Origin of the sequence: Caldisphaera sp., from assembly GCF_023256325.1 — an archaeon.
Lineage (GTDB): Archaea > Thermoproteota > Thermoprotei_A > Sulfolobales > Acidilobaceae > Caldisphaera.
Map to the genome: position 1 here is coordinate 1 of NZ_JAGDXI010000047.1, position 22,893 is coordinate 22,893.

The following is a 22,893-nucleotide window of genomic DNA, read 5'->3' on the forward strand; positions in this document are numbered from 1 at the left end:
TAAAGCTGTTGAGCAGGGATTTGCTAGGAAAACAACAACATACAAAGAAGAACTCCAAAATGCAACAGAAATAATATTATTATCTAGGAAAAAATTAGAAACTATCTTGGAAAAGAATCTGATAAAGGATCCTCTATCAAAGTAAAAATATTAGGGCTTTAATAAATATTAATGCTGGGATTAATAATGTCTGTTCACATAAAAAGAAAAGGAATTTCAATAAGCTTAGAGGAATATTTAACTACAATTTTTAAAGAAGGCGGAGACAAAAGTTGGATAAAGTTCGGAAAAATAGCCAGTTATTTAGGGACAACGCAGGCTAGTGTTACAGAAGCAATGCAAAAACTTGCAAAGGACGGTTATCTGTACTATTTTCCATATAGAGGAGTGAGATTAACTGAAAAAGGTATAGAATTAGCATCATCGATTGTTAATAAAGAAAATGAAATAAGGGACTTTTTAATATCAATAGGAATTGATGAGAAGGAGGCCGAGGAATTAGCATGTATTCTAGAACATAAAATTAGTGATAGTGCTATTAAAAAGATCAGAGAATTCATTAATAATTGCGCGTCAAACAAAAATTATTAATTTTTAAATACAATATAGAAATAGGCGATATGTGTATTGACCAAAAAAAGATTTGGTATAAGTATACCAGATAACTTATATGATGATCTGAACAAATTATCTGAACAACTAGAAACTAATAGAAGTGATCTAGTTGAGCAAGCAGTTAAAACTTTTATAAATGATTATAAGCATTATTTAATTCCACATACTTGCACTGGCATAATGATAGTTTCATGTAAAGATGAAAAAGCAGTGAAAGAAATTATTGATAAGTTTCAAGATATTGCCAAAACTTATATTCATACACACGAAAATAACACGTGTATCGAACTAATGTTTGTATCCGGCCCTTCAGAAAAAATAGCATTATTACAAAAGAGTCTGCAAAAAGATGGCAAGTGTAACCCAAGATATGTACCGATAATAGGATTAAACGAATCTAAATCTTCGGAATCTCGATAATAGACCACGCTCTATCTATAGCTTTCTCGAGCTTCTTTTGATGCTCTTCTAAGAACTTTTCTAAACGAGAGAACCCAAAAATTTTACATTCTCCACATAGCAATGAGCCAGACTTACACCTATTATAGATATTAACTAATTCGTTATCATCTTGTATTAAATGATATAAATATAAATCATATACTGGACACTTATCAGGCTCTCCTCCTAATTTTCTTTGTTCTTCGGCCGTATTTCTACCTCCTGTTAAAGATGACATAAATTTCTTTTTCGCAATGTCTATTGGATCTGTTAGAAATATTGTTACATCTGGTTTACTGCTACTCATTTTCCCTCCATCCAAACCTCTTATGAGCCTGTGATAAATAGATGCAGGAGGTTCTAATTCTATTTCACCCTTGAACCTTCCTGCTAAGTCTCTTGTCAATCTTAAATGAGGATCCTGATCAGCACCTACTGGAACTACAACATGTTTGTATTCCCCATACTCTGGTAATTGTGGGTGCAATATATCAGCTGCTTGAGTCAACGCAGATATAATTTTACCTGGAGTTATTTCGCCGTAAATAGCTTCGAGCTCATTATAAGAAATTTTTGACGCAAACAATTGTATTAATGAATGGTATGAACCCTTTCTGTTTGTCTGGAAGTAAAAATCAGTTTTGCTTGGATCTAAACCAAGTGCTATTAAGTTAGCAACATATTCTTCTATACCTATTTTTATTATATCTTTTCTTGATATATGCCTTACTGCATATGCCTCTGCATCGGCAAGCCCTACAAATATTTTAAAGCCCAGCTTTTGAAAGTATATTAGTTCTAAACCAGTCATCATATGACCAAAATGGAATCTTCCACTCGGCATAAACCCAGTCATAGCAGCAGCTCTTTCTTTATTTTCAATGGCCTTTAATATTACATTATCAAAATCTCTATGACCAAATATTATCCCCCTTTTCATAAAGGGGCTTAATTCGATACCGTCACTTTTCATTCTATTAATTAATTCACCAAAAGGCTTAATTCCAAACACTTCATAAAGTCTGTTATAATCTTTTATTTCAGGTCTTCCCCATGGATCCAATTTAATTTCGTTTTCCTCTGGCATTCAATGCACCTACCTATAATATTAGTTTGAAAATTAAATATTTAGGTATTATTGATAAGGAAATAATTAAAAATTATAGCCTTTAGATACAACTGTTTTTTATGGTGAAAGTTTGGAAGAATTAGATGAAATCGACTTTGAGCTATATGATATAATTAAAGAGTATATGCCAATAACTTTATCTGAGCTTGCTAGAAACTTAGGCCATAGCAAGAGTATGATATATAGAAGAGTTAAAAAGTTAGAAAATTCAGGTCTCATAAAGGTATCTTATCAGGGAGGCGTTTCTATAATAACCGCTAATCAAAAAAATGATTCTATAATAACTATAGGAATTCTTAGAGCTAGCGAATATCCATATATAATAAAATTTGCTAAAAAATTGGAAAATATTTTTAATCATGTTAAGATAGTTGTTTACGATGAAGCATACAAGGAAGCCTTAGACTTATCAATAGGAAAATTAAAGTTAGCTATGAACCCAGCAGTTTCCTTATTAGCTATACATAGGATAAGCAGGGGTCAAGTCCATATAATTGGAGGAGGTAGTGGTGGAGGTAGTGGAATAATTAACAATTTAAACGGTAAAAATGGCCATTCGACATCTATCATGTCATCAATGGAACTATGCGCTGATATGAACAAGCTAGAGATGCCCAGAATATATGGCAATAGCGGTCAAGAGATTTTAAACAAGGTCTTAAAAGGTGAAGTTAGGCAAGGAGTTATTTGGGAACCTTTTTTATCAATAGCATCAAAAAACAATTTAAAAATAACTTCTTGCGAACTAGATACCTGTTGCCTCTTAGGAGCGCATTCATCCCTATATGATAAATATGATAAAATATCAAAAGCTTTTTCAGATGCCATATCTAGCGATATCTCAGATCTGGAAGGTTATGCAAACATAATTAATATGCCGTTAGATGTAGTAAAATTATCAGTAAAGAGCTATAATTTCTTTGAAGAGCCAGATAAGAATTATTTGAAAAGTATAATTAACAATTTAAGAAATACAATATTGCCTAGCGATATCATAGAAAGATCAGTTATTATCTAGATCTTTTAAAGCTAATCTAAGTTCTGCTAGTAAATTTGGCAGAGGAGTCATTAATGCTGTTAGATGAGGTCCTTTTATATAACTTAAAACTTTTTTCCATTCTTCTTTAGGCCTTGATTCTACATAAGATTTTAACGTCTCTTTTACAAGCCTAGGATTTGCTTGAAATGTTCTTGCGTATGCAAAAAATACTGCTAAATCCCATGCTGCTTTTTTGTGAGTATAATTACTTACTTGCTCAGCATCTATAAGGGCCATATTATCATTATCTATCATGACAAAATTTCCTGGATTAGGATCCCCTAAAGTCCTATTATGATTATGTATTAATGCTAAGCTCTTTCCCATATTATACCAAGCATAGGGATTCTTGCTCTTTAATACGACCTCTCCATCTAGGAATTCTCTAACCATCTTATACTCATATTTCTCTGAACATAAACTTAAAATTTTTGGGGTATTAATTATTTTCCTTAAATCTAATAGAGATTTATATTCATTAACTAACCTTGATAATGGAGTCTCTTTAAACGGAAATATGGATGCTGAAACAGCTCCTGCCATGAACCACTTTAATGTGCCATAGATATACTCTTTTATTACTATTTTCATCTCATCATTTTCACAAATCTGGCTTGAAGATAATATTCCAGGCCTCTTACATCTATAATCTTTACCTAAAATTTTTTTAATATAACCATCATAATCACTACAACTCTTAAATATTATACCTTCTGGAATAGAAATCACACTGTACGGATTTTTTATTAATTCTATTGGCTCACACGACTTTCCGGTATTAACGTTAGTATTAGAATATAATGTTAAAAAACCGAGTATCACATTTTTTCCTATATTACCCATTATTTTATTTGCCCCAATAGTTAGCGTGTTAAAATTTAAATTTATATTACCATTATCAATGCTTCCTATGTTTTTTATGTAAGCTTCGTAATCGTCCCTTAAACCTTTAAGGCCTACTTTATTAATGACTTCATTATATATGCACGAATAAACATCTTTAAGATCAGACATTTTAGACAAGGGTATAAACTCTATAGGTATCTTAAAATAGTTTGCAAGTTTTCCATATCTTTGCATAAATTCATAAGCTTGTTCTATGGTTACTCTTATCTTATAATATTCAATTAAATCTTTAAAATTTTCATCATACTCAACTGGAGGAACTAATAGGCCAGAAACTATATCACCCAATGTACCTAATTTTACATCTGCAGACAGAACCATATCACCCACTATTAATTTGTTATTTTCTTCAAATGATGGCAATTTAAAGCCATTAACAACTTTTATTGTATAATTAATACCTCTTATTTCACCTTCCATTATTAAAGCCCCTTTTCCATAAAACCTTTCCATCTTTTTTTCTTATCTCTACAATTCTATGTATAGGTATAACGGTTTCATTATCGCTTAATGTTATGGCCCAATTACTAACTGCTATAATATCATTTGTAGATAATTGCAAAAGCCTATTGCCATGCTCAGGTGTCCTATCAATATATATAATTATATACTCTTCCCTTTTGTCAAATGAGTTTATAGCTTTACCAATAATATTTTTTATCGTACTCCTCTTTTTAGACATGCCGCACCATTATCTAATTATATAACTAGATTAATATATTTGTTATAGGACTTTAACATGGTGATAAAATTGACGTGTGTATTTTGTGAAATATCAAGAAAAGAAAAACCGGCTCACATAATTTATGAAGATAAAGATATAATGGTCATACTTGATATAAATCCAATTTCTAAGGGTCATTTATTAGTAATCCCTAAAGAACATCATGAGGCAATTCAAGACACTCCGGTAAAAACTCTAGTTAAAACATGGGTAATAGCTTCAGCTTTTGCGAAAATCTATAGAGATAAATTAAAAGCTCCTGGAGTTAATGTTATAACTAACAGCGGTTCTCCAGCTGGGCAAGTTGTTTTCCATTTTCACGTTCACGTAATACCAAGGTGGGAACAAGATGGTTTTAAGAAAGGGGGAAGACATGTTTTAAGTGAAGAAGAAGCCAGTGAAGTAACTAGTATGCTTACAGATTATTTAGATATAGTAAAATCTTACTTAAATGAAATTTCTATATAATACTTCTAAAATCTCTAAGCTTTATAACGCGCAACCTATATATCCCATTAGAATCATTCATTATTGTTACTAAAGCATTTCCGCTATTTTTAATTAGCTTATAAGAATTATATGCACAAACTTCATTATCCATTATGAATTCCACTTCTTCTCCTTGGCTCATTTTTCCAAACTCTCTGTAAGCTAAAAACATAGGTTCGGGACAATCTAAATTAGTTAAATCTACTCTCCTCAATACTATCACCTCAAAGCTTTCTAAAATCATTAAAATAACAATTATCCAATTTTTCTGTTTTTATATTATCTACCTCGAAATAGCTATTTTTTATTATTTCCAATAGTTTATTTATGGATTCGTTATTTCCATTAGCAATTATTTCAACACTTCCATCAGAAAGATTTTTAGCGTAACCTTTTATGTTAAGCTTTTTTGCATTAGACCAAATAAAATGCCTAAATCCTACTCCTTGGACATGCCCATTAACAAGAATCTTTAAACATATATCCATTAAATCACCTCAATATAAATTAAACTTGCTCAAAACTTCTTGATCTAATATATACTTTGTTATATTTTTTGGAGCGTCAACTTCTTTCTTTCCTTTTTCAACAATTTCTCCTATTACATAAGGATCGTAACCCTTATATTTTAGGTCTCTGATAACATCTTCGTAAATTTCTTCTGGAGATATTATAATAAATCCACCATTAGTGCCTGCTGTAGCATTTGGCATCAAGAAATTTTCTGTTGCAAACTCTGATATTTCAGGGAAAAGCAATGGAAAGTCATATAGCTTTATATGAGTATTTGTTAAATTCGCCTGTTCCCAAACAACCAATATTCCTGGTCCAGTAACATCTGTTGCTGAAACTATGTGTTTTTCTTTAGAAAAGTCTTCATTCAAATCTGGTAAATATTTTGCTATAACTTCCCCCATGGCTTTGTTCGGTGTTGAGATTATATTGACAGCTTTTTCTTTAATTTTTTCCAACATATCTAAATCTATTCCTTTCTTTTCAAGTTCATCTATAATGCTCTCATCAATAGCTGTTGATAAATATGTTGTTATTGGAGATAATTCGCCTAAAGGCCTAGTAGTTATTATTTTCATACCAATATCTGCCTTATCATGAAACATTGGCGGTTTCTTGTCACTAGATGCAATTACTGTTGCTCCTAATAAAAGCCTTCCCTTTTTAGGTTGTTCTATGTCTAATAGTTTAGCACCTATTTCGTTAGCAAACCTTTTTGAGTTTTTGTATAGTTCTTCTCTTAGTTCTTCTGTTGGGCCATTTAATACAGGAGCTATCTTAAGATCTTTATAAGCACCAACTACAAACAAGTCATTTAGTGAGTTTGATATAGATCCTGAGACTTGTCTATAGTCCGACGGAAGACTAGTTGGATCTATAATGTGCATAGTATCATTATTAGCAGCTATGAGCTCCTCCCCTTTGTTATATGATATTAAATCAGCCAACATAAATTCATCTTCTCTAAATGGCGTTACTATAGAATGTCCTTTTCCTACATTAATTACGGGTGCGCATTCACAAAGGCTCTCATATGCAGGCATGACTTTTTTAATAAACTTATCTGCCTCATTTGCTGCTAGCTGATAAACCTGTACTAAAATAATAGCTCTGATTTCGCTTTCATTTTTATAATTTAAATTAACTTTTTCTCCTAAAGGTAATATTTTTCTATTAATTTCTATAGAATCCGAATCTGCATAAAATATATCGGCATCTTCTCTTTCTGCAATTCTTAAATTCTTTGATTGAAGATATGGTCTAATTTTTTCCATGGCTGGATAAACTATTCTTAATAAATCAACTTTAACAGCGCATCCTGTTGCAAGAGATAACGGATCTGCTCCCAAATTCCTATAATATGAAAGTCTATGTCTAATATTATTAAGCAACTCAACCTTTTTTTCCTTCATATCTATCCCTTATTCTACATATCTACGGACAGTTTTTAAATATTTCCTATATAGAGAATACTTTAGATTATATAAAAATTCCTACATAATAACCAGTTCCATTAAAATAATAAACCAAATTTTAAAATCCAAATTTATATGTAGAAATCGGGGGAAAATTTGGTAAAAATCAAAGAAATCGACTCGATAAAATCTGATAAACTAGATATGAAAACAATTATAAATAAAATAAAGGAAATCTTAAACAGTGGTTATCAAGAAGAAGCCATAGTTGTTAAAGATAATAATGTAATTAAAAAACATGAAATATATTGGGCATTAAAATACTTAGGCACGAAATTTATTGCAGTATCTAATGAGGAAGAAAATGTAAAGGTATCTTTAGATTTCTTAGGTTTTTACGATGAAGTTTCTGACCCAGGTATCAGGGTTTATAATAACACTATAGAACTAATAGAAAGGGATAGACCAACTCCATTAGTAAAGTTAAATGGTATAATAAATGACAAGAAAATAGGTATATGGGCAAAATTAGAATGGTATAATCCTTTTAGCCTTAGTATAAAAGATAGAACAGCGTGGTATATAATTTATAATAATCTAGATAAATTAAGTGACAAAGAAAAAATTTTTGAAGCTACGTCAGCAAATACTGGAATAGCTATTGCTGCTATATCATCTATATTAGGCAAAAAAACAAGGGTTTTCATGCCAGAAACTTCTCCGGATTATGCAAGTAAACTATTAAAAATTTATGGATCTGATGTAGTTAGAGAAGGCAATACTACTAATGAGTTAATAGAAAAAGTTAAAATATATGCTGAAAAAGAAAATGCTTTTGTTCCAAATCAATTTTCTAATATTTTCAATTTATTAGTTCATTTAAGATATACAGCAAAAGAGATAGACTATCAAACAATATATGGAAAACTTAAGCTTAATGGAATTTTTGCATCTATGGGAACCGGAGGGCATATAGCCGGATTAACCTTTTATTTCCATAACAAAAATAAAGCAGTAAAAATATTTGGAATTCAACCCGAAGAAAATGGCACAATTCCTGGAATAAAAAAGCAAGACTTTAAAAATTGGTGGAATATAAATGATTCTCCAGATGACATTTATTCTGTTAGTCTAGAAGAATCTATAGATGTTTTAATCACAACAGCAAGGACTAATGGAATCTTACCAGGCATTAGCGGTGGAGCAGTTTTAGCCGGATTAAAAAAGGCTTATAATAATGGAGATCTTGACGAAGGAGATTATGTTTGCATAATACCTGATAACGGTATTAAATATCTTGATGAAATATACAATGAAAGGGTATTATAATCAATTATATTTTATTAATCATCATTGTAATTTATATAAGATTGAAACATTATAAAAATTAAATCGTAAAAAGTAAAATTAAATATGGGTATAAACATGTACAAAAAAAGTAATGAGTTTCTTAAAAGCGCCTCAAAGGCTATTGAAATATTAAAAAAGAAAAGTATATTCGAGAAAAATGTTAGCAACTATCCAATAGCTGTTATAGGTGATATACACGGTTATATGAAAAGCATAAATAATTTTAAGAAGATCATAGAGCAAACATCTCCTAATAAGATAATATTTCTAGGTGATTATGTAGATAGAGGCTATGAGGGAGTTGAAGTATTAAATGAAATATTTAATTTATTAATCAATTACGAAGATAAGGTTATCTTAATAAGAGGTAACCACGAAGATCTAAACATGAATCAAGATTACGGTTTTTTTGAAGAACTTGTATCAAAAATTGGTAAGGAAGGAATAAAATTGATTGAATTGTTTTATTCTAATTTACCAATATCCGCGTCGTTAAACAATATATTCTTTGTACATGGAGGGATACCCTTTATTAAGATAAATAACGAACATATTCCATTAAAACTAGATGAACTGTATCAACTAAACAAAATTAAAGGAAACAAGGAATATTTAGAATTCGAAAACAATATATTGTTTCAGATGGCATGGAACGATCCTGATGGATACATCGATTGGTTTGAACCAAACTATATGAGAGGTGATGGAGTATTCTATTATGGGAAAAAAGCGTGGAATGAATTCATGGATGTTAATGGTATAAACTTTATGGTTAGGGGACATGAAATAGTTGATGGTATCCATATATGGAATAATGATGGAACTTTTATAAATAAAATTAAAAATCATCAGAAAATTTATATAGATCAACTGTATAAGAGCGTAATAACAGTATTTTCAAGTAGGTACCATATAGGTAGAGCTGGTTCCATAATAATATACAGAGATGAAATAGAGTTTGTTGAAATATGATCTAGATCTTATATAATTCTCCTTTCCATTTAACCCCTTTATATTTAACATTAATTATGCTTATAACTAGAAAGTAAGCTGGAATAAAGTAAAAAATACTAAAAGGTAGTTTAATTCTATTTGTTAGTCCACCCAGGTAATAAAATATGTTCTCAACAAAATATGCTGAAAAAAATAAAAAAGATAATAAATATCTTTTTAATATTAGTAATGGAATCCATGCTAATGGTAGATAAAATAATAATATTAATGCAAGGGCTAATAAATAAACATAAAATGTAGAACTCAAATTTTTCTCATAATCATAAAATATCCTTGAAAGCAAATTTTTTATATCATCAGAATTATTCCATGATTTAGTTTTTATAAAGTTCCTTGCATCGACAGGTATAATATTTACTCCCATTTGCTTTGCTCTAGTTGCTAAATTTTTATCCTCAACTAATTCATTTTTTACAGAAGCGTGACCACCTATTTCATGATACGTATAAGGTGATATAGACCAACAACAACCAAACATTAGTCCATAATTTTCCTTCTTATTAACAGTTTTATCATACCCAAAATATCCATGAAGAATAGATGACAAAAATGATTGAGATACCTTAGATACAAAATTATCACATTCAAAATAAGGTAAATAAGCGTATATTTGACCCTCTTTAATATTTGATGTTATATCTATAATTCGTTGCATATCTCCTTTTACATCAGCGTCTAAAAATAAAACAGCATTTTTAAAACCAACGTATTTCATTCCTTCATACAATCCAAACGATTTTGGAATCCAGTCTTTATTAACGTTTTTAATGTTTATCAGTTGTATTCTTTTATCTATATTCATGTATTCTTTTACTATTTTTTCAGTATTATCAGTACTCCTATCATTTATAATTATGATTTTATTTAATTTGTCATCGACTATTATTAAGTTTTTAAGCAATTCAACAATATTTTTCTCTTCGTTTCTTGCAGGTATTATAACTGTAACTTTTTTATTTCCGGACCATTTTATTGCTTTAAATGAGTTCATACTTTTAATTAAAGATCTTATACCATAAATTGTTATTACAATTATTCCAAACGATATTATTATCATTAAGGCATCTATTAATATCATTTTTCCTCAGCAAATTAAATATTTAATGCGCTATTAAAGCATATAGTATATATAATAAAATAATTTCTTCGATTCAATGAAATATTGCATTGACTTAATACATTAAAAGATATTAAATAGGCGCTATACTATTTAATTGGTTGATAGGATATGACTAAAGAACAAAAAACAAAAGAACATAAATACAAAGTAACAATCCAGTGGTTTAAAAGGGACATGATAGACTTAAATGATGTTTCATTTCAAGTGTATAAGCTAACTAGCAAGGAAGAAAACGAGGGTAAGGGAGATCCTTTAAATGCTTTATATAATTTAGCTGAAGAGGAAAAAAATAAAAGAAATAAAGGAGACTTTTTTATAATAACGATTGAATCAATTGAAACAAAATATGTTATTGCAGATGGTATAAAGGATAGAAGTACGAGACTTCTTTATAATATACCAACCAAGTTAAACAAAGTAGGCTTAGTAAGCAAAGATAAATTAAAATTGGGACCAGAAGGTTATTTTATACTAAAAAATAATGATATAAAATGGATAGATATTAACGAAGAGTTATATGTTTATGATGGCCCATTGAAGTCTAATGAAGATGTTGAACTGATAATTTTTGATACAGATAAGGATAGAAGAGTTATAAAAACTCAACATCTTTCGACGATGAAGCTATCCTTTCAGATTCCTCAACAACAGAATCAATCAGATCTTGATAATGAGAACGCATTAAATGAAGATAATAACCTTTCTTAGTAAAAGGACCTTTATTACAAAAGTAGCAAAAAAGAACTCCATCTTTAGTTGTGTGCAAATTGGAACCTACTTTTTTAATTGCTTCTATTACATGAGATGCCAATATTGAGGTGTTAAAATCTTCAGCTTTTTCTAAATCACTTGCTATTCTAGCTACATTATCTGCTATTAGAGATTCAAATACTTTTTTTCTTGACAAAATCCATTCCCTTTTTTATTTATCATCAGCGCCTATTAAAATTTATCTAATATATTTATAAAACATTGAAACTATTTTTTAAATAATTCCTTATACAAATTTGAAGCAACTTTTCTTCCTTCTTTGCTTAAATCGTAATATATACCTTGAGGTTTATGTTTCATTTCCTTAGATTTAACTTTAAGCCAGGGCTTTATTGATGAAGTTACCTTCATTTTTAATTCACCTTTATAAACAACTAGCAAACCATCATCTTTTAATACTTTACAATATTTTTCTAATTCATCAGGATCATATTTTGTTGTATATCCATAATTACCTAATAGCCTATGAGCCATTAGCCAAGGTGTATCCGGGCCAAACTTATATATGTGCACTAAGATATATTTTTCTATAGCACTAAGCTCTCTCATTTTTATCTATAAAATTTGTGTTTTATTGACTAAATAAAAATTTTGCTTTTTGACAACAAATGATCAATATATCATATAATGAGCAAATATTTTAAGGCTATAAGAGTTAATATAAAAAAGGTGAAGCATAAATGAAAGGTCTACTTATTGAAGGAAAAGAAATTGAAACAGAAAACAGGGTAAAAGTTAGATCTCCATCAAATCCAGACAATATTATTGATGAAGTAAGCTTTGCTGATAGAGAAACGACTAAAAGGGCAATAGATGTTGCTTTGGAAGGATTCCATAAAATTTCCAGTATTCCTCTGAAAGATAGGGCAAAAATAATTAAGAAAGCGTCGATTTTGATAGAGGAGAGAAAGGAAATTTTATCTAGATTACTTTCTTTAGAAAGTGGTAAACCTTTGAAAGATTCTAGAGTTGAAATGCTAAGGGCAATTCAATTATTTAGCATTGCAGCTGAGGAGGCTAGATTTATTCTAGAAGGGAAATACCATAGAGTTGATTCATATGAATACCCACCAGGTAATGAATACAGAATGGTTATAGAAACGAGAGAACCAATAGGCGTAGTAGCAGCAATTCTACCTTTCAATTTTCCAGCAAATTCATTTGCTCATAAAGTAGCTCCAAATATAATGGCTGGAAATTCCGTTATAGTTAAACCTTCTCCTTATACTCCTTTAACGGCTTTAGAACTAGGCAAAATTCTTTATGAATCAGGGCTTCCTTTTGAATCTTTAAGCGTTCTGCCAGGTGACGTTGATGTAGGAGATGAGCTAGTGACCAATAAAAAAGTTTCCGGAATCACATTTACTGGTTCAACAAATACAGGTATTAGTATAGCCAGCAAAGCTGTTCAATCTGCAAAAAAACTTATGATCGAAATGGGAGGATCTGATCCAATAATAGTTTTAGATGATGCAAATTTGGATGCCGCTATTAATGTCTCAATTAAAGCTCGGTATGAATATGCTGGACAAAACTGCAATGCTGGCAAAAGGATTTTAGTCCATGAAAAAATTTATGAAAAATTCGTTAGCCAATTTATTGAGAAGGCTAGAAAACTAATAGTTGGAGACCCATTAGAAGAGAGCTCTGATTTAGGGCCATTGATATCAAAGGAAGCATTAGAAAAGATGGATAATTATGTTGAAGATGCTCTTAACAATGGCGGTATAATAAAACTGGGTGGTAATAGATTAAATTTAAAGGGTTATTTCTACTCTCCAACTGTAATCAGTGAAGCAAACACTAATATGAAACTATCGAAAGAAGAGGTATTCGGACCAATAGCTCCTATATTTAAATTTAGCGATGATAATGAAGCATTAGAAATAGCGAATTCTTCCCCATTTGGACTTCAAGCATCAATTTTTACAAATGATTTAAAAAGAGGTTTACGTTTAGCCAAAGAATTAAAAGTTGGAGGAGTCATGATTAATGATTCTCCAAGGCTAAGATGGGATGCTTTGCCTTTTGGAGGAGTAAAGTTAAGTGGTATTGGGGCAAGAGAAGGAGTAAGATCTACAATAGAAGGCTTAACAGAAATTAAATTAATTTCAATAAATATTTCATAAGCGACTAATAGCATATTGATTTTAAAAAATATTATATTCTTCTTTTAATACTCCATTTTAATACATTAAACATAGTAGATATTTTCATGTAACTCTTGGTGGGTTCACATTTACCTTTTCTTATAGCATCTAATATACTATACAAATCACATTCATTACTTTCTATCTTCGTTGGGGAAGTGCCTAATTCTTGCAATACATGTGCATCACTGCCACTAGTTTTCGGCTTAAAATATTTTTCTGCCAATTTCATGGCTGGTTTATTTAGAAAAGGAATTCCTCTAGGATTCCATACCTCAATAGCATCAAAATCCTTGGGATTGTTCTTTAAATATCTCCCAACGCTTTTTCTACCTATATGAAACGGATGAGCAGCTATAGTTATACAATTATTCGATATAGCCCATTCATGAAGCTCATTTGGAATTTTTGGAGGTTCTTCATATGGAATCCTTTCGCATAAAACCAATACATCTCCTCTTATCGTTCTTACCTCATTAGCCGGAATTACAGTTATGTTTAGATCTAGTTTTTTAGCTGATTCTATAGCTATTGCTGATCCTCTGAATGTATTATGGTCAGAAACCGCTATTGCAGAGAGACCCAAATATACTGCCCTTAAAACTATTTCTTCTGGAGTTGATTTTCCATCACTTACTGTGCTATGCGAATGAAGTTCAGCTAAGCATTGCATTTTCTGCCCCATAATATGTTATGCTAATAAGACTTATTTTATCTTTAATAAATATGAACAAAGTTAAACAGTCAATACTAATATTTAATTAAGCTTATTTACTTTAATTAGAATTATATTATTTGTGATGTAAAGCAATTGCTGAGCAAGAGCTATGAAGAAGGACACGATTGCTGAAAACAATATAAAGTAATAAATTAATAATACTGATTTTTTATAAAAATTGAAATCTTATTATTTAATAAAATAAACTAAGGACTAATCAAAGGAATTTTGTTTTATAATAATTACTTTTTAATATTTTAGAATCAATTTAATAATAGAAAATTAACTAAAAAATGCAATATATTAATTTTAATTTAATTTAATGAAATATTTAGAATTAATAATGCCCACCATAATTAACTATTAACAGAAAAGTATAATATTATATATTAGTTAATTTATATATGTATTTAAATGGTGAAACAAATGGCAATTAATCCACCCGTATTAGATATGCAACCCAATATCTATCTTATAGAAGGAGAAAGCGCGTTTAGTTATCTTCCTATAATAAGGAAACTACAAAATCAAGGGAAAAAAGTTATAAGTTTTGGTATTGGACAACCTGACTTTCCAACACCAGACCATATCAAATCTGCCGCAAAAGCAGCCCTAGATGATAATTTTACAGGATATACTGAAACACAAGGTATTCCTGAACTAAGAGAGGCAATTGCTAATTATTTGAACACAAGGTATCAATCAGATGTAAAAAGCGATGAAGTTATTGTAACTCCTGGAACAAAAACGGCAATATTTATGGCTGCTTCGTCATATATAAGGCCAAATGACGAGGCAATAATTATTGAACCCAGCTATTATGCATATGCCCAAGTAGTAAAACTATTTGGTGGCATACCTAAATTTGTATCACTTGATTTTAATCCACAAAAAGGATTTAGTTTAAATGTTGAAAAGATTGAATCTCAAATAACTAATAGGACAAGAATGATATTTATAAATAATCCACATAATCCTACAGGCGCTGTATTTTCCAGAAAACAACTAGACCAATTAGTTGAGTTGACTAAAAAGAAAAACATAATAATCGTTGCAGATGAAATATATGATAATTTTGTATACAGTGGAAACTTTAAGAGCCTAATAGAATATCCTGATTGGAGAGATAATCTAATATATATAAATGGATTTTCAAAAACTTTCTCCATGACAGGTTGGAGACTTGGCTATATTGTTGCACGCAGAGAAACAATGCCTAGATTCAATGATTTAGCTGTATCATTATATAGCTGTGCTACATCATTCGTACAAAAAGCAGGTGTTATTGCTTTAAAAGGTGATTGGGCTCCTGTCAAAAATATGGTTAATGAGTTTAATAGAAGAGCTAAAGTCTTATATGATATTTTGAAAAAAGCACCAGGTTTTGAACCATACATGCCTGAAGGGGCATTTTACATGTTTCCAAGAATATCTTCCATATTAAATAGGACTAATCTTACTGTAAAGTTATTTGTAAATGATCTACTAGAAAAAACTGGAGTATTAGTTTTACCTGGGGATACATTCCCTGATAAAGCAGGTAGGGAGTTTGTAAGGTTCAGCTATGCTACAGACATGGAGTCAATAAAAGAAGGTGCGCAAAGAATAGTAGAGTATTCTGAAAAAATATTTAATAGCTAATAAATAAGCTAACCCGCCTGATAGGCGGGTTTACGGTGACATAAATGAATATCGGTATAATAACTGATTTTGGGAATAATTTTTATGTTGGCATAATGAAAGGTATAATGAAGAAATTAAATAATGATGTAGAAATAATAGATATAGATAACAATGTTCCTAAATTTTCTATATTATCTGGGTCATATATATTATTTAACTCATATAAATGGATGCCTAAAAATTCTATAATACTTTCAGTAGTAGATCCTGGAGTTGGAACCAAGAGAAAAGGTTTAATAGTAAAAACGAAAAATTACTATTTTGTCGGACCTGATAATGGTTTATTGTATGAAAGTGCTATAGAAGATGGAATTGCTTCAATTTATGAAATAATACCAGAAAAACTTAATGAATATTTAAAAAATAAGTATAATTTTAGTGTTTCTATATCTCAAACTTTTCATGGAAGAGATATTTTTGCGCCAACTGCAGCCTTGTTATCTATAAATGAAAACTTAAGCTATTTTACTAAAATATTAAAAAATAATGAGATGATAGAGCTTAAGCTATTTGATATTAAAGAGGAAGATAACAGATTATATCTAAAAGTTATTTATATTGATGATTTTGGTAATATTGTTTTAAGTTCTAAGTTTGATAATTTAGATATTAAATTCAAAAACACTAAAATAATTAAAGATGGTATCGAATTTAACATAAATGTAGGTAAAAAATTTGCTGACGTAGATGAAGGCCAACTACTTTTATACAAAAATAGCTTTGGATTCGCTGAGATCGCAGTGAATAAAGGTAATGCATCAAATCTACTCAATTCTAAAATTGGAAACACGTTATGTATTGTAAAAAATGAATAAAAACTAAATATTAAGAATCATTCAAATATCCATGCATATATTATCAAATATTTCGACAATTTTTTTACATCCTTTTTTAAACCTTAAAGGGTCTAGATAATTAGGTTGTTCAATCTCGTCTTCTATAATTTTTACAAGAATTTCTGATAGACCTGCAGATAGAGTTAAACCTGCACCATTTAATCCGCTTAATACGTAATTATTATCATTAATTTTTCCGACAATAGGATATCCATCGCATGTTGTTAAACATGGTGCTGACCATGAATTTATAGGATACATGTTAAGGGCTTCTTTATACTTTTTCGACAATTTATTTAAAATATTATAGACTTCACTATTATCAGTTATAAAACCATCTTCAGGTCTATTCAGCAATACTCTTTTTCCATTACCAATTATTGCTCTATAAGAAGATTCTGGCACATAATAAAATTCCATTATATCGTCTTCAATTATCTTGTTTATTTGTTTTCCTTCAACACTATGAGCTTGACATTTGTACTTTATCAAACCTTTTAGTTGTATATTATTTTCTATCCAGGGACCATTTGTGTGGATAATTATATCATATTTTTTATTATGATCATAGTTACTGAGTATTCTTCCTCCTAAATCTACTATTTTTCTAGATAATTCATTAATCGCCTTACCAATATCTACGGTAGGTTGAGAAATGAGTAATCCTTTGCTACCTAATAAGAATCCATCAATCTCGTCACCATTTATAATTTCAGCCTTAATTCCTTTTTCCTTTAAATACTTTGATATATTAAGAGCGCATTTATATTGTTCATCTCTTGGTATCCATATAGAATCATACCAATGCAATATATTATCTCCTAATGAATTATATAATTCCATTGATCTTAAAGATACATTTAATATTTTTTCAGGCAGCTGAAATGATAATATTCCAGCGGCTTTACTGGATGCGCCATAGCCAAGATAATTTGTCTCTATTAAATCTACATCATATCCTCTCTTTAATGTTTGTATCGCTGTCCAGAGCCCTGAAAATCCTCCGCCAATTATCTCAACTTTCTCCATTTTTACCCTTAAAGCATCTACTTTGTTTAGGTTAATTTATTTCTTTATGCTTTAATGGTAATTAGTTTGACTATTTTTTGCCAAATTTTCGTAAATTTTTATAGCTTGATTTAAAATTTCATATAAGAATTTTTCTTTAATATTTCCTTCAATGTAATGTTTAATTATTTTATCTTTAAGCTTTATGATTATAACAATTGTTGGGGAAGCCTTAATATTAAAATACAAAAAGGCGCTTCTCGCACAGCTTGAATCACAATTTTCTGTAAACCAATTACACAGAGCAACATAAAAGTATATGTTATCTTTCTTAGAGAATTTTTCTTCAACAAAAGGATACCATACTAAATTAAAAAGCCTGCATGCAGGGCAAAAATTATTGCTGAAATATACAAAATTAACTCCATCAAAAAATAAATTTAAATTAACCTCTTCACAGGCTAGAGGAAGCCAATTAAGTGTAGAAGAATCAAAAAAATAAAGACCATTTGATTTAAAGGATAAGTTTTTATTCATCACCATATTTATCACTAATATATCATCCATAAAATGGAGACCATTTCATCCATCCTGCAGTATGTTCAAATGACGCTGAAATTCCAATGTATAATGCTAATATACCAGCCAATATCAATAATAATAAAGCTATATAGCTCCAATATTTTTTAGCTTTTGTTTGCAATATTGGACTTAATAAACCATTAATCCCAATTAATAAATATAATGCTCCAGCTCCAGATGGAGAATTAGTTAAACCAAAATGAAGAATTACTAAACCATAAACAATAACTGGTATAGACAAGACAGAAATTCCTGCTAAAACTCCGAGCATTGGAACCTTATATGTATTTACTAAACCAAGAGCTAATAATGCTATCCCATAAAGGCTCCATGGATCCGTTAAAACTAAGTTATATGAAGAAGGCAAAGGCCACACAAAGGTTCCCCACAATCCTGTTGCTAGCACATAAATACCTAATGCTAAGAACAAAAATCCAAAGCTTTTATTTATTTCCGTTAATTTTTGTTGGTCATAATTTAATGAAAAGTTTAGCAGAACCCAATAAGCTATTAAGAAGAGACCCCCGCCTAACAACATTAATTCTATATCTAATATATCTACGAAGAGCATTTTTTCACCTATTAATTATTTACCATGTAGAGAATTAATATTTTCTATATGAAGAGATTAATATTATTTATGTAGAGAATATTTAAATACAAAGGTATTCATAAAATAATTAATTTTTTAGGCTATTATTTGGAAATATAAAACTATTATTATATTGCTAATAAACGATTATGGTTTTTGTTTAATTTCCTTAATGTATTCTAATAAATAATTTAGAACGTCATTATTATAGACTGGTAATTGATCCTCGAGTAATGGTAAATCAATAGAAAACATGTAATTTGTTAATTGTATTATTTCCTGAGTTTTAATCATCCATGGTTTTCCATTAGATGTTAAAAGTTCTATAGCCTTTCTATACCTATTTCCATCAATAATCATAGCCTCACCTGGCGTCACAACTATAGCTAAATCAACAATACTGGATAACGATGTTGGTGATGCAACATTAGAATTAGACTCTATTACAACTATTTCATGTCTTCCTTCGAGATAACTTAAGCATTTGTCTATTTCTCCAGATGCCCCGCCACTAATAATATTTAAAATGTAATCATCGTCAACTTTAGCAATATTTCCTAATACCGATATTAAATCTAATAGTTCATATTCCATGCTTTTTGATATTCTATCCATAGCGTTCATATTTATTAGGTGCAAATTATGCACAGAGCTTATTGGGCATATTGTTAATCTTGATATAGCTAACCTCATGTTAGGCATATAAAGAGCATTATTAAAACTACTTAGTTTTCTTAGTTTTTCAGGTAGTATTGGTACCAATAGACCTCCGAATGGATTTATAATGCTTATAGGTTCCTTTTCTCTGGAAAATTTATGAAGAATTAGAGAGTCATTAGTTACAACCATTTTATATTTCTTAGATTCAGATAGAGCCTCTGGATGCTGCCATAATTCAGTCGCACCTAATGGTTTAAAACCTATCGCATCATATCCTTGGTTTGTCAAAGAATTTATCAAACTCGAAGCTAATACTGTTTTCCCTGAATTTTCTTCTAATAAACCTGAAACTAATATTTTCATTTTTATCCTTGTTCTATAACTTGTATTACAGGCTAAATTTCTTCATTTGAGATTAAGATATGAAAAGGATTAAAAATCTTTTTCATTATTATATAAATATGGCGATGAAGATAGTTGTGCCCGAATGAGGCTAAAAGCGATGATAATCTCTGGGGTATCGGAGCCTTTTCTTTACTAGATGAGATCACTTCAGAAAAAGGAGTATATCTAATAGTCTTTAAAATTATAAAAGGTTTTAATTGTATTATAAATAAAAAATTTTACATTTTCGATAAAGGATATCTATTATATATAGGTTCAGCAGGAAATGGATTAAGAAATAGATTAAAAAGGCATATAAATAAAAAGGGAAAACTAAGGTGGCATATAGACTATATATCCCATAGAAAGGAAACAGATGTAGTAGTTTTGTTTTATAAAGAAGGAAATTTTGGCGTAAAATTTGAGGATAAACTAAGCGAATACTTTTACTCAAAAATAAAACATGTGGATTATTTAGGATCTACAGATTCATCAATGCCGCACCTTTATTACAGTAAAGAACCGAATATAATATTAGATATTATAGAAAAACTTGATGGAAAGATCATTTTCTTCTCAAAATTTTTTGAAAAAAATTAGCACTAAAATTATTTATAATATGTTATAAAATATATTATTATGTTCTGTAATTTTAATAATAGGGATATAAGTGAAAAAAATAAAATTAGTTGTTTTTGATGTAGATGGTGTTTTGACAAAAGAAAAAAGCAGTTGGGAATTTATTCATAAATATTTTAATGTGGAAGATAAAGCGAAAATATATTTCGAAAAGTTTCAAAACGGAGAAATAAACTATTTAGAATGGATGAAATTAGATACTAGCCTTTGGATAGAAAAGAATAATGGAAAACTTAAGAGAGAAAAACTTATTGAAATACTTAATAAAATAGAAATTAGACCGGAAGCAAAAGAAGTTTCTTATTGCTTACACAAAAATAAAAAACTCATCGCTCTTATAAGCGGAGGTATAGATCTATTAGTTTCAAGAGTTAGTGAAATAGTAGGTGCAGATTACTGGTTTTCAAACGAATTAGAGTTTGACAAATATGGCTATCTAATCCCGGGTGGATATCCATTAGTCGGTACAAACAAAGAAAAACCATTAAAGATGATTTTTTTATCTGAGGGTATTAGCTCAGAAGAAACAATTTATGTAGGAGATTCTATATGGGATATGTCAGCTATGAAAAATGTAGGATATCCGGTACAATTTGGAGATGATAACTCATTATCTAATGTGGCAAAGTATAAAATAAATAATTTAAAAGAAATATGTGATTTAATTTACAAAATAGAAAGATTATGATTGTTTGATGTAACCTATTATAACATCAGTGTATTCTGTTGTTGATATAGGTGTAACTCCAGGCATTTCTCTTGCAAGATCATATGTAACTTGTTTATTCTTTATGGCATTTCTTATAGCATTTTCTATTAACTCTTTAACTTCTCTCCATCCCATATAATCTCCTATTAACACTGCAGCGCTTAGTATTTCAGCTGTTGGATTTATGACGTTTTTACCTGCATATTTAGGAGCTGTACCATGGACAGGTTCGGCAACCGCTATTCCATCTCCCATATCCATACCTGCTGCCATTCCTATGCCTCCAACCAATGCATTAGCTTCATCACTTATGTAATCTCCATTCAGATTTGGTGCAACTATTATGTTATATTCTCCTGGTCTCGTTATTATTTGTTGTAACATATTGTCTGCTATTCTATCATTAACAACTATCTTGTCTTCTGGAGTTTTACCTCCAAATTTTGTATTTATCTCATCTTCAGTTACAACATAGTCTCTAAATTCTTTTACAGCTACCTCATAAGCCCATTCTCTAAATGCACCTTCAGTGTATTTCTGTATATTACCTTTATGTTGTATAGTTACGCGTTTAATGTTATTTCTTAATGCCCATTCCATAGCTCTTCTCATTAATCTTTGTGTACCAAATTTTGATATGGGCTTTATACCAATTCCAGCATCGGGTCTCAATTCAATTTTTAACTCTCTTTTGAAGAAATCCCTTATCTTATTTGCCTCTTGAGAATCCCATGGGAATTCTATACCCATATATACGTCTTCTGTATTTTCCCTAAATATAACCCAATCAATCTTTTCTGGGTGACAATGAGGTGCTGGTTGTCCATACCATTTGACTGGTCTTATATTTGCGTACAAATCTAATGCAATTCTTATAGAGACATTTAAACTTCTAAAACCACTGCCTACTGGAGTCGTTAAAGGACCCTTTAAATTAATCCTAGCTCTCTTAAATGCCTCTAGTGTAGCCTCTGGTAATAAATTACCACATTCTTTTTGAGCTTCTTCACCTGCAGCTACTTGCCACCAAGTGATTTTCCTTTTACCACCGTATGCTTTGTAAACAGCGGCATCTACAATCTTAATTGCACTCTCAACTATTTCAGGTCCAATCCCATCTCCTTTAAAGAAAGCAACAACAGGATTATCAGGAACAATCAATTTTCCATTTTCATACTTAGCAAATTTGCCTTCTGGAGGTGGTTTTAATTCATCTGCTTTACACGGAATCTTCCCCATCCAACTCACCTTTTAAATTTGCATATGTATAGAGTATAAATTTATTAATTTTGACCAGATTAAAAACAATCTAATTGTCTTTTTAACTTAAAGTGCTTTATTACAAAACTTTTAATGTAATTTAATAATAGAACATCATCTATTAATATAAAATAAAAAAACTTTTT

General features: G+C 29.9%; 27 protein-coding genes. 12 read left to right on the forward strand and 15 right to left on the reverse strand.

Features of this window, described 5'->3' with window-relative positions:
• Positions 1-186 precede the first annotated feature (186 nt).
• Together Q0C16_RS06970 and Q0C16_RS06975 are read left to right on the forward strand one after the other, a co-directional pair.
• The gene (locus Q0C16_RS06970) at positions 187-591 is read left to right on the forward strand and encodes a metal-dependent transcriptional regulator (RefSeq protein WP_292320764.1); all 405 of its coding nucleotides are present in this window, start codon (positions 187-189) and stop codon (positions 589-591) included.
• A gap of 36 nt (positions 592-627) precedes the next feature.
• Positions 628-1,035 carry a CopG family ribbon-helix-helix protein gene (locus Q0C16_RS06975; protein WP_292320766.1) on the forward strand — a complete coding sequence of 136 codons (408 nt, stop codon included), beginning with the start codon at positions 628-630 and terminating at the stop codon, positions 1,033-1,035.
• Here the strand turns inward: Q0C16_RS06975 and Q0C16_RS06980 are convergent.
• On the reverse strand, positions 1,013-2,143 hold the full coding sequence (locus Q0C16_RS06980; protein WP_292320768.1) for a tryptophan--tRNA ligase: 1,131 nt from the start codon (positions 2,141-2,143) through the stop codon (positions 1,013-1,015). The genes Q0C16_RS06975 and Q0C16_RS06980 overlap by 23 nt on opposite strands.
• Before the next feature lie 112 nt (positions 2,144-2,255).
• On the opposite strand from Q0C16_RS06980, the gene Q0C16_RS06985 reads away from it, so the two are divergent.
• On the forward strand, positions 2,256-3,203 hold the full coding sequence (locus Q0C16_RS06985) for a winged helix-turn-helix transcriptional regulator (protein WP_292320770.1): 948 nt from the start codon (positions 2,256-2,258) through the stop codon (positions 3,201-3,203).
• On the opposite strand, the gene Q0C16_RS06990 is transcribed toward Q0C16_RS06985, so the two are convergent.
• Together Q0C16_RS06990 and Q0C16_RS06995 are read right to left on the reverse strand one after the other, a co-directional pair.
• Positions 3,189-4,550, reverse strand: a complete 1,362-nt coding sequence (locus tag Q0C16_RS06990; protein WP_292320772.1) for a hypothetical protein — start codon at positions 4,548-4,550, stop codon at positions 3,189-3,191. The two genes, Q0C16_RS06985 and Q0C16_RS06990, sit on opposite strands and share 15 nt — an antisense overlap.
• Positions 4,540-4,812, reverse strand: a complete 273-nt coding sequence (locus Q0C16_RS06995) for a DUF504 domain-containing protein (protein WP_292320774.1) — start codon at positions 4,810-4,812, stop codon at positions 4,540-4,542. The genes Q0C16_RS06990 and Q0C16_RS06995 overlap by 11 nt, the downstream gene beginning before the upstream one ends.
• 69 nt (positions 4,813-4,881) lie before the next feature.
• Here Q0C16_RS06995 and Q0C16_RS07000 point away from each other — a divergent pair, with 69 nt between their 5' ends.
• Entirely contained in the window at positions 4,882-5,322 is a 441-nt protein-coding gene (locus Q0C16_RS07000; protein WP_292320775.1) for an HIT family protein, read from the forward strand.
• Here Q0C16_RS07000 and Q0C16_RS07005 read toward each other — a convergent pair.
• From Q0C16_RS07005 to Q0C16_RS07015, 3 genes are read right to left on the reverse strand one after another with little or no spacing between them, the layout of a single operon-like run.
• Positions 5,315-5,557, reverse strand: a complete 243-nt coding sequence (locus Q0C16_RS07005) for a sulfurtransferase TusA family protein (protein WP_292320777.1) — start codon at positions 5,555-5,557, stop codon at positions 5,315-5,317. The genes Q0C16_RS07000 and Q0C16_RS07005 overlap by 8 nt on opposite strands.
• A 10-nt stretch (positions 5,558-5,567) precedes the next feature.
• Positions 5,568-5,831: an acylphosphatase gene (locus Q0C16_RS07010; protein ID WP_292320778.1), complete on the reverse strand. Its 264-nt coding sequence runs from the start codon at positions 5,829-5,831 to the stop codon at positions 5,568-5,570.
• 9 nt (positions 5,832-5,840) lie between these two features.
• Positions 5,841-7,268 carry a SelD-related putative sulfur metabolism protein gene (locus Q0C16_RS07015; RefSeq protein WP_292320780.1) on the reverse strand — a complete coding sequence of 476 codons (1,428 nt, stop codon included), beginning with the start codon at positions 7,266-7,268 and terminating at the stop codon, positions 5,841-5,843.
• A gap of 159 nt (positions 7,269-7,427) precedes the next feature.
• Here Q0C16_RS07015 and Q0C16_RS07020 point away from each other — a divergent pair, with 159 nt between their 5' ends.
• Both Q0C16_RS07020 and Q0C16_RS07025 read left to right on the forward strand, forming a co-directional pair.
• Positions 7,428-8,600 (forward strand): PLP-dependent cysteine synthase family protein, encoded by a 1,173-nt coding sequence (locus Q0C16_RS07020; RefSeq protein WP_292320782.1) that lies wholly within the window; start codon positions 7,428-7,430, stop codon positions 8,598-8,600.
• A gap of 96 nt (positions 8,601-8,696) precedes the next feature.
• A complete protein-coding gene (locus Q0C16_RS07025) occupies positions 8,697-9,593 on the forward strand; it encodes a metallophosphoesterase (RefSeq protein WP_292320784.1) in 897 nt (298 codons plus the stop codon).
• A 1-nt stretch (position 9,594) separates the two neighbouring features.
• On the opposite strand, the gene Q0C16_RS07030 is transcribed toward Q0C16_RS07025, so the two are convergent.
• Complete coding sequence (locus Q0C16_RS07030; protein ID WP_292320786.1) at positions 9,595-10,713, reverse strand: glycosyltransferase family 2 protein; 1,119 nt, start codon at positions 10,711-10,713, stop codon at positions 9,595-9,597.
• A gap of 150 nt (positions 10,714-10,863) precedes the next feature.
• Between Q0C16_RS07030 and Q0C16_RS07035 the strand changes: the two genes are divergently transcribed.
• Positions 10,864-11,463, forward strand: a complete 600-nt coding sequence (locus Q0C16_RS07035) for a hypothetical protein (RefSeq protein ID WP_292320787.1) — start codon at positions 10,864-10,866, stop codon at positions 11,461-11,463.
• On the opposite strand, the gene Q0C16_RS07040 is transcribed toward Q0C16_RS07035, so the two are convergent.
• Positions 11,348-11,662, reverse strand: coding sequence for a hypothetical protein (locus Q0C16_RS07040; RefSeq protein ID WP_292320788.1), 315 nt, complete (start codon positions 11,660-11,662; stop codon positions 11,348-11,350). The two genes, Q0C16_RS07035 and Q0C16_RS07040, sit on opposite strands and share 116 nt — an antisense overlap.
• Before the next feature lie 71 nt (positions 11,663-11,733).
• Positions 11,734-12,075, reverse strand: a complete 342-nt coding sequence (locus Q0C16_RS07045; protein ID WP_292320789.1) for a hypothetical protein — start codon at positions 12,073-12,075, stop codon at positions 11,734-11,736.
• A 131-nt stretch (positions 12,076-12,206) separates the two neighbouring features.
• Between Q0C16_RS07045 and Q0C16_RS07050 the strand changes: the two genes are divergently transcribed.
• The gene (locus Q0C16_RS07050) at positions 12,207-13,655 is read left to right on the forward strand and encodes an aldehyde dehydrogenase family protein (protein ID WP_292320790.1); all 1,449 of its coding nucleotides are present in this window, start codon (positions 12,207-12,209) and stop codon (positions 13,653-13,655) included.
• Positions 13,656-13,686: 31 nt separating this feature from the next.
• On the opposite strand, the gene Q0C16_RS07055 is transcribed toward Q0C16_RS07050, so the two are convergent.
• Positions 13,687-14,349 (reverse strand): PHP domain-containing protein, encoded by a 663-nt coding sequence (locus Q0C16_RS07055; protein WP_292320791.1) that lies wholly within the window; start codon positions 14,347-14,349, stop codon positions 13,687-13,689.
• A gap of 471 nt (positions 14,350-14,820) precedes the next feature.
• Here Q0C16_RS07055 and Q0C16_RS07060 point away from each other — a divergent pair, with 471 nt between their 5' ends.
• Together Q0C16_RS07060 and Q0C16_RS07065 are read left to right on the forward strand one after the other, a co-directional pair.
• Positions 14,821-16,035 (forward strand): pyridoxal phosphate-dependent aminotransferase, encoded by a 1,215-nt coding sequence (locus Q0C16_RS07060; RefSeq protein ID WP_292320792.1) that lies wholly within the window; start codon positions 14,821-14,823, stop codon positions 16,033-16,035.
• Positions 16,036-16,079: 44 nt separating this feature from the next.
• Positions 16,080-16,892 (forward strand): SAM-dependent chlorinase/fluorinase, encoded by an 813-nt coding sequence (locus Q0C16_RS07065; protein WP_292320793.1) that lies wholly within the window; start codon positions 16,080-16,082, stop codon positions 16,890-16,892.
• Positions 16,893-16,913: 21 nt separating this feature from the next.
• Here the strand turns inward: Q0C16_RS07065 and Q0C16_RS07070 are convergent, their stop codons facing one another.
• The 4 genes from Q0C16_RS07070 to Q0C16_RS07085 all read right to left on the reverse strand — a co-directional run bounded on the left by Q0C16_RS07070 (position 16,914) and on the right by Q0C16_RS07085 (position 20,118).
• Positions 16,914-17,942: an FAD-dependent oxidoreductase gene (locus tag Q0C16_RS07070; protein WP_292320795.1), complete on the reverse strand. Its 1,029-nt coding sequence runs from the start codon at positions 17,940-17,942 to the stop codon at positions 16,914-16,916.
• A gap of 51 nt (positions 17,943-17,993) precedes the next feature.
• Entirely contained in the window at positions 17,994-18,464 is a 471-nt protein-coding gene (locus Q0C16_RS07075; RefSeq protein ID WP_292320797.1) for a hypothetical protein, read from the reverse strand.
• Positions 18,465-18,480: 16 nt separating this feature from the next.
• Positions 18,481-19,074 (reverse strand): DUF981 family protein, encoded by a 594-nt coding sequence (locus tag Q0C16_RS07080; RefSeq protein WP_292320799.1) that lies wholly within the window; start codon positions 19,072-19,074, stop codon positions 18,481-18,483.
• Positions 19,075-19,242: 168 nt separating this feature from the next.
• On the reverse strand, positions 19,243-20,118 hold the full coding sequence (locus tag Q0C16_RS07085; RefSeq protein WP_292320801.1) for a hypothetical protein: 876 nt from the start codon (positions 20,116-20,118) through the stop codon (positions 19,243-19,245).
• A 114-nt stretch (positions 20,119-20,232) separates the two neighbouring features.
• On the opposite strand from Q0C16_RS07085, the gene Q0C16_RS07090 reads away from it, so the two are divergent.
• Positions 20,233-20,739, forward strand: coding sequence for a DUF123 domain-containing protein (locus Q0C16_RS07090; RefSeq protein WP_292320802.1), 507 nt, complete (start codon positions 20,233-20,235; stop codon positions 20,737-20,739).
• A 70-nt stretch (positions 20,740-20,809) separates the two neighbouring features.
• Positions 20,810-21,466: an HAD-IB family phosphatase gene (locus Q0C16_RS07095; protein WP_292320804.1), complete on the forward strand. Its 657-nt coding sequence runs from the start codon at positions 20,810-20,812 to the stop codon at positions 21,464-21,466.
• Here the strand turns inward: Q0C16_RS07095 and Q0C16_RS07100 are convergent.
• Positions 21,461-22,726: an NADP-dependent isocitrate dehydrogenase gene (locus Q0C16_RS07100; RefSeq protein WP_292320806.1), complete on the reverse strand. Its 1,266-nt coding sequence runs from the start codon at positions 22,724-22,726 to the stop codon at positions 21,461-21,463. The genes Q0C16_RS07095 and Q0C16_RS07100 overlap by 6 nt on opposite strands.
• Between the last annotated feature and the right edge of the window lie 167 nt (positions 22,727-22,893).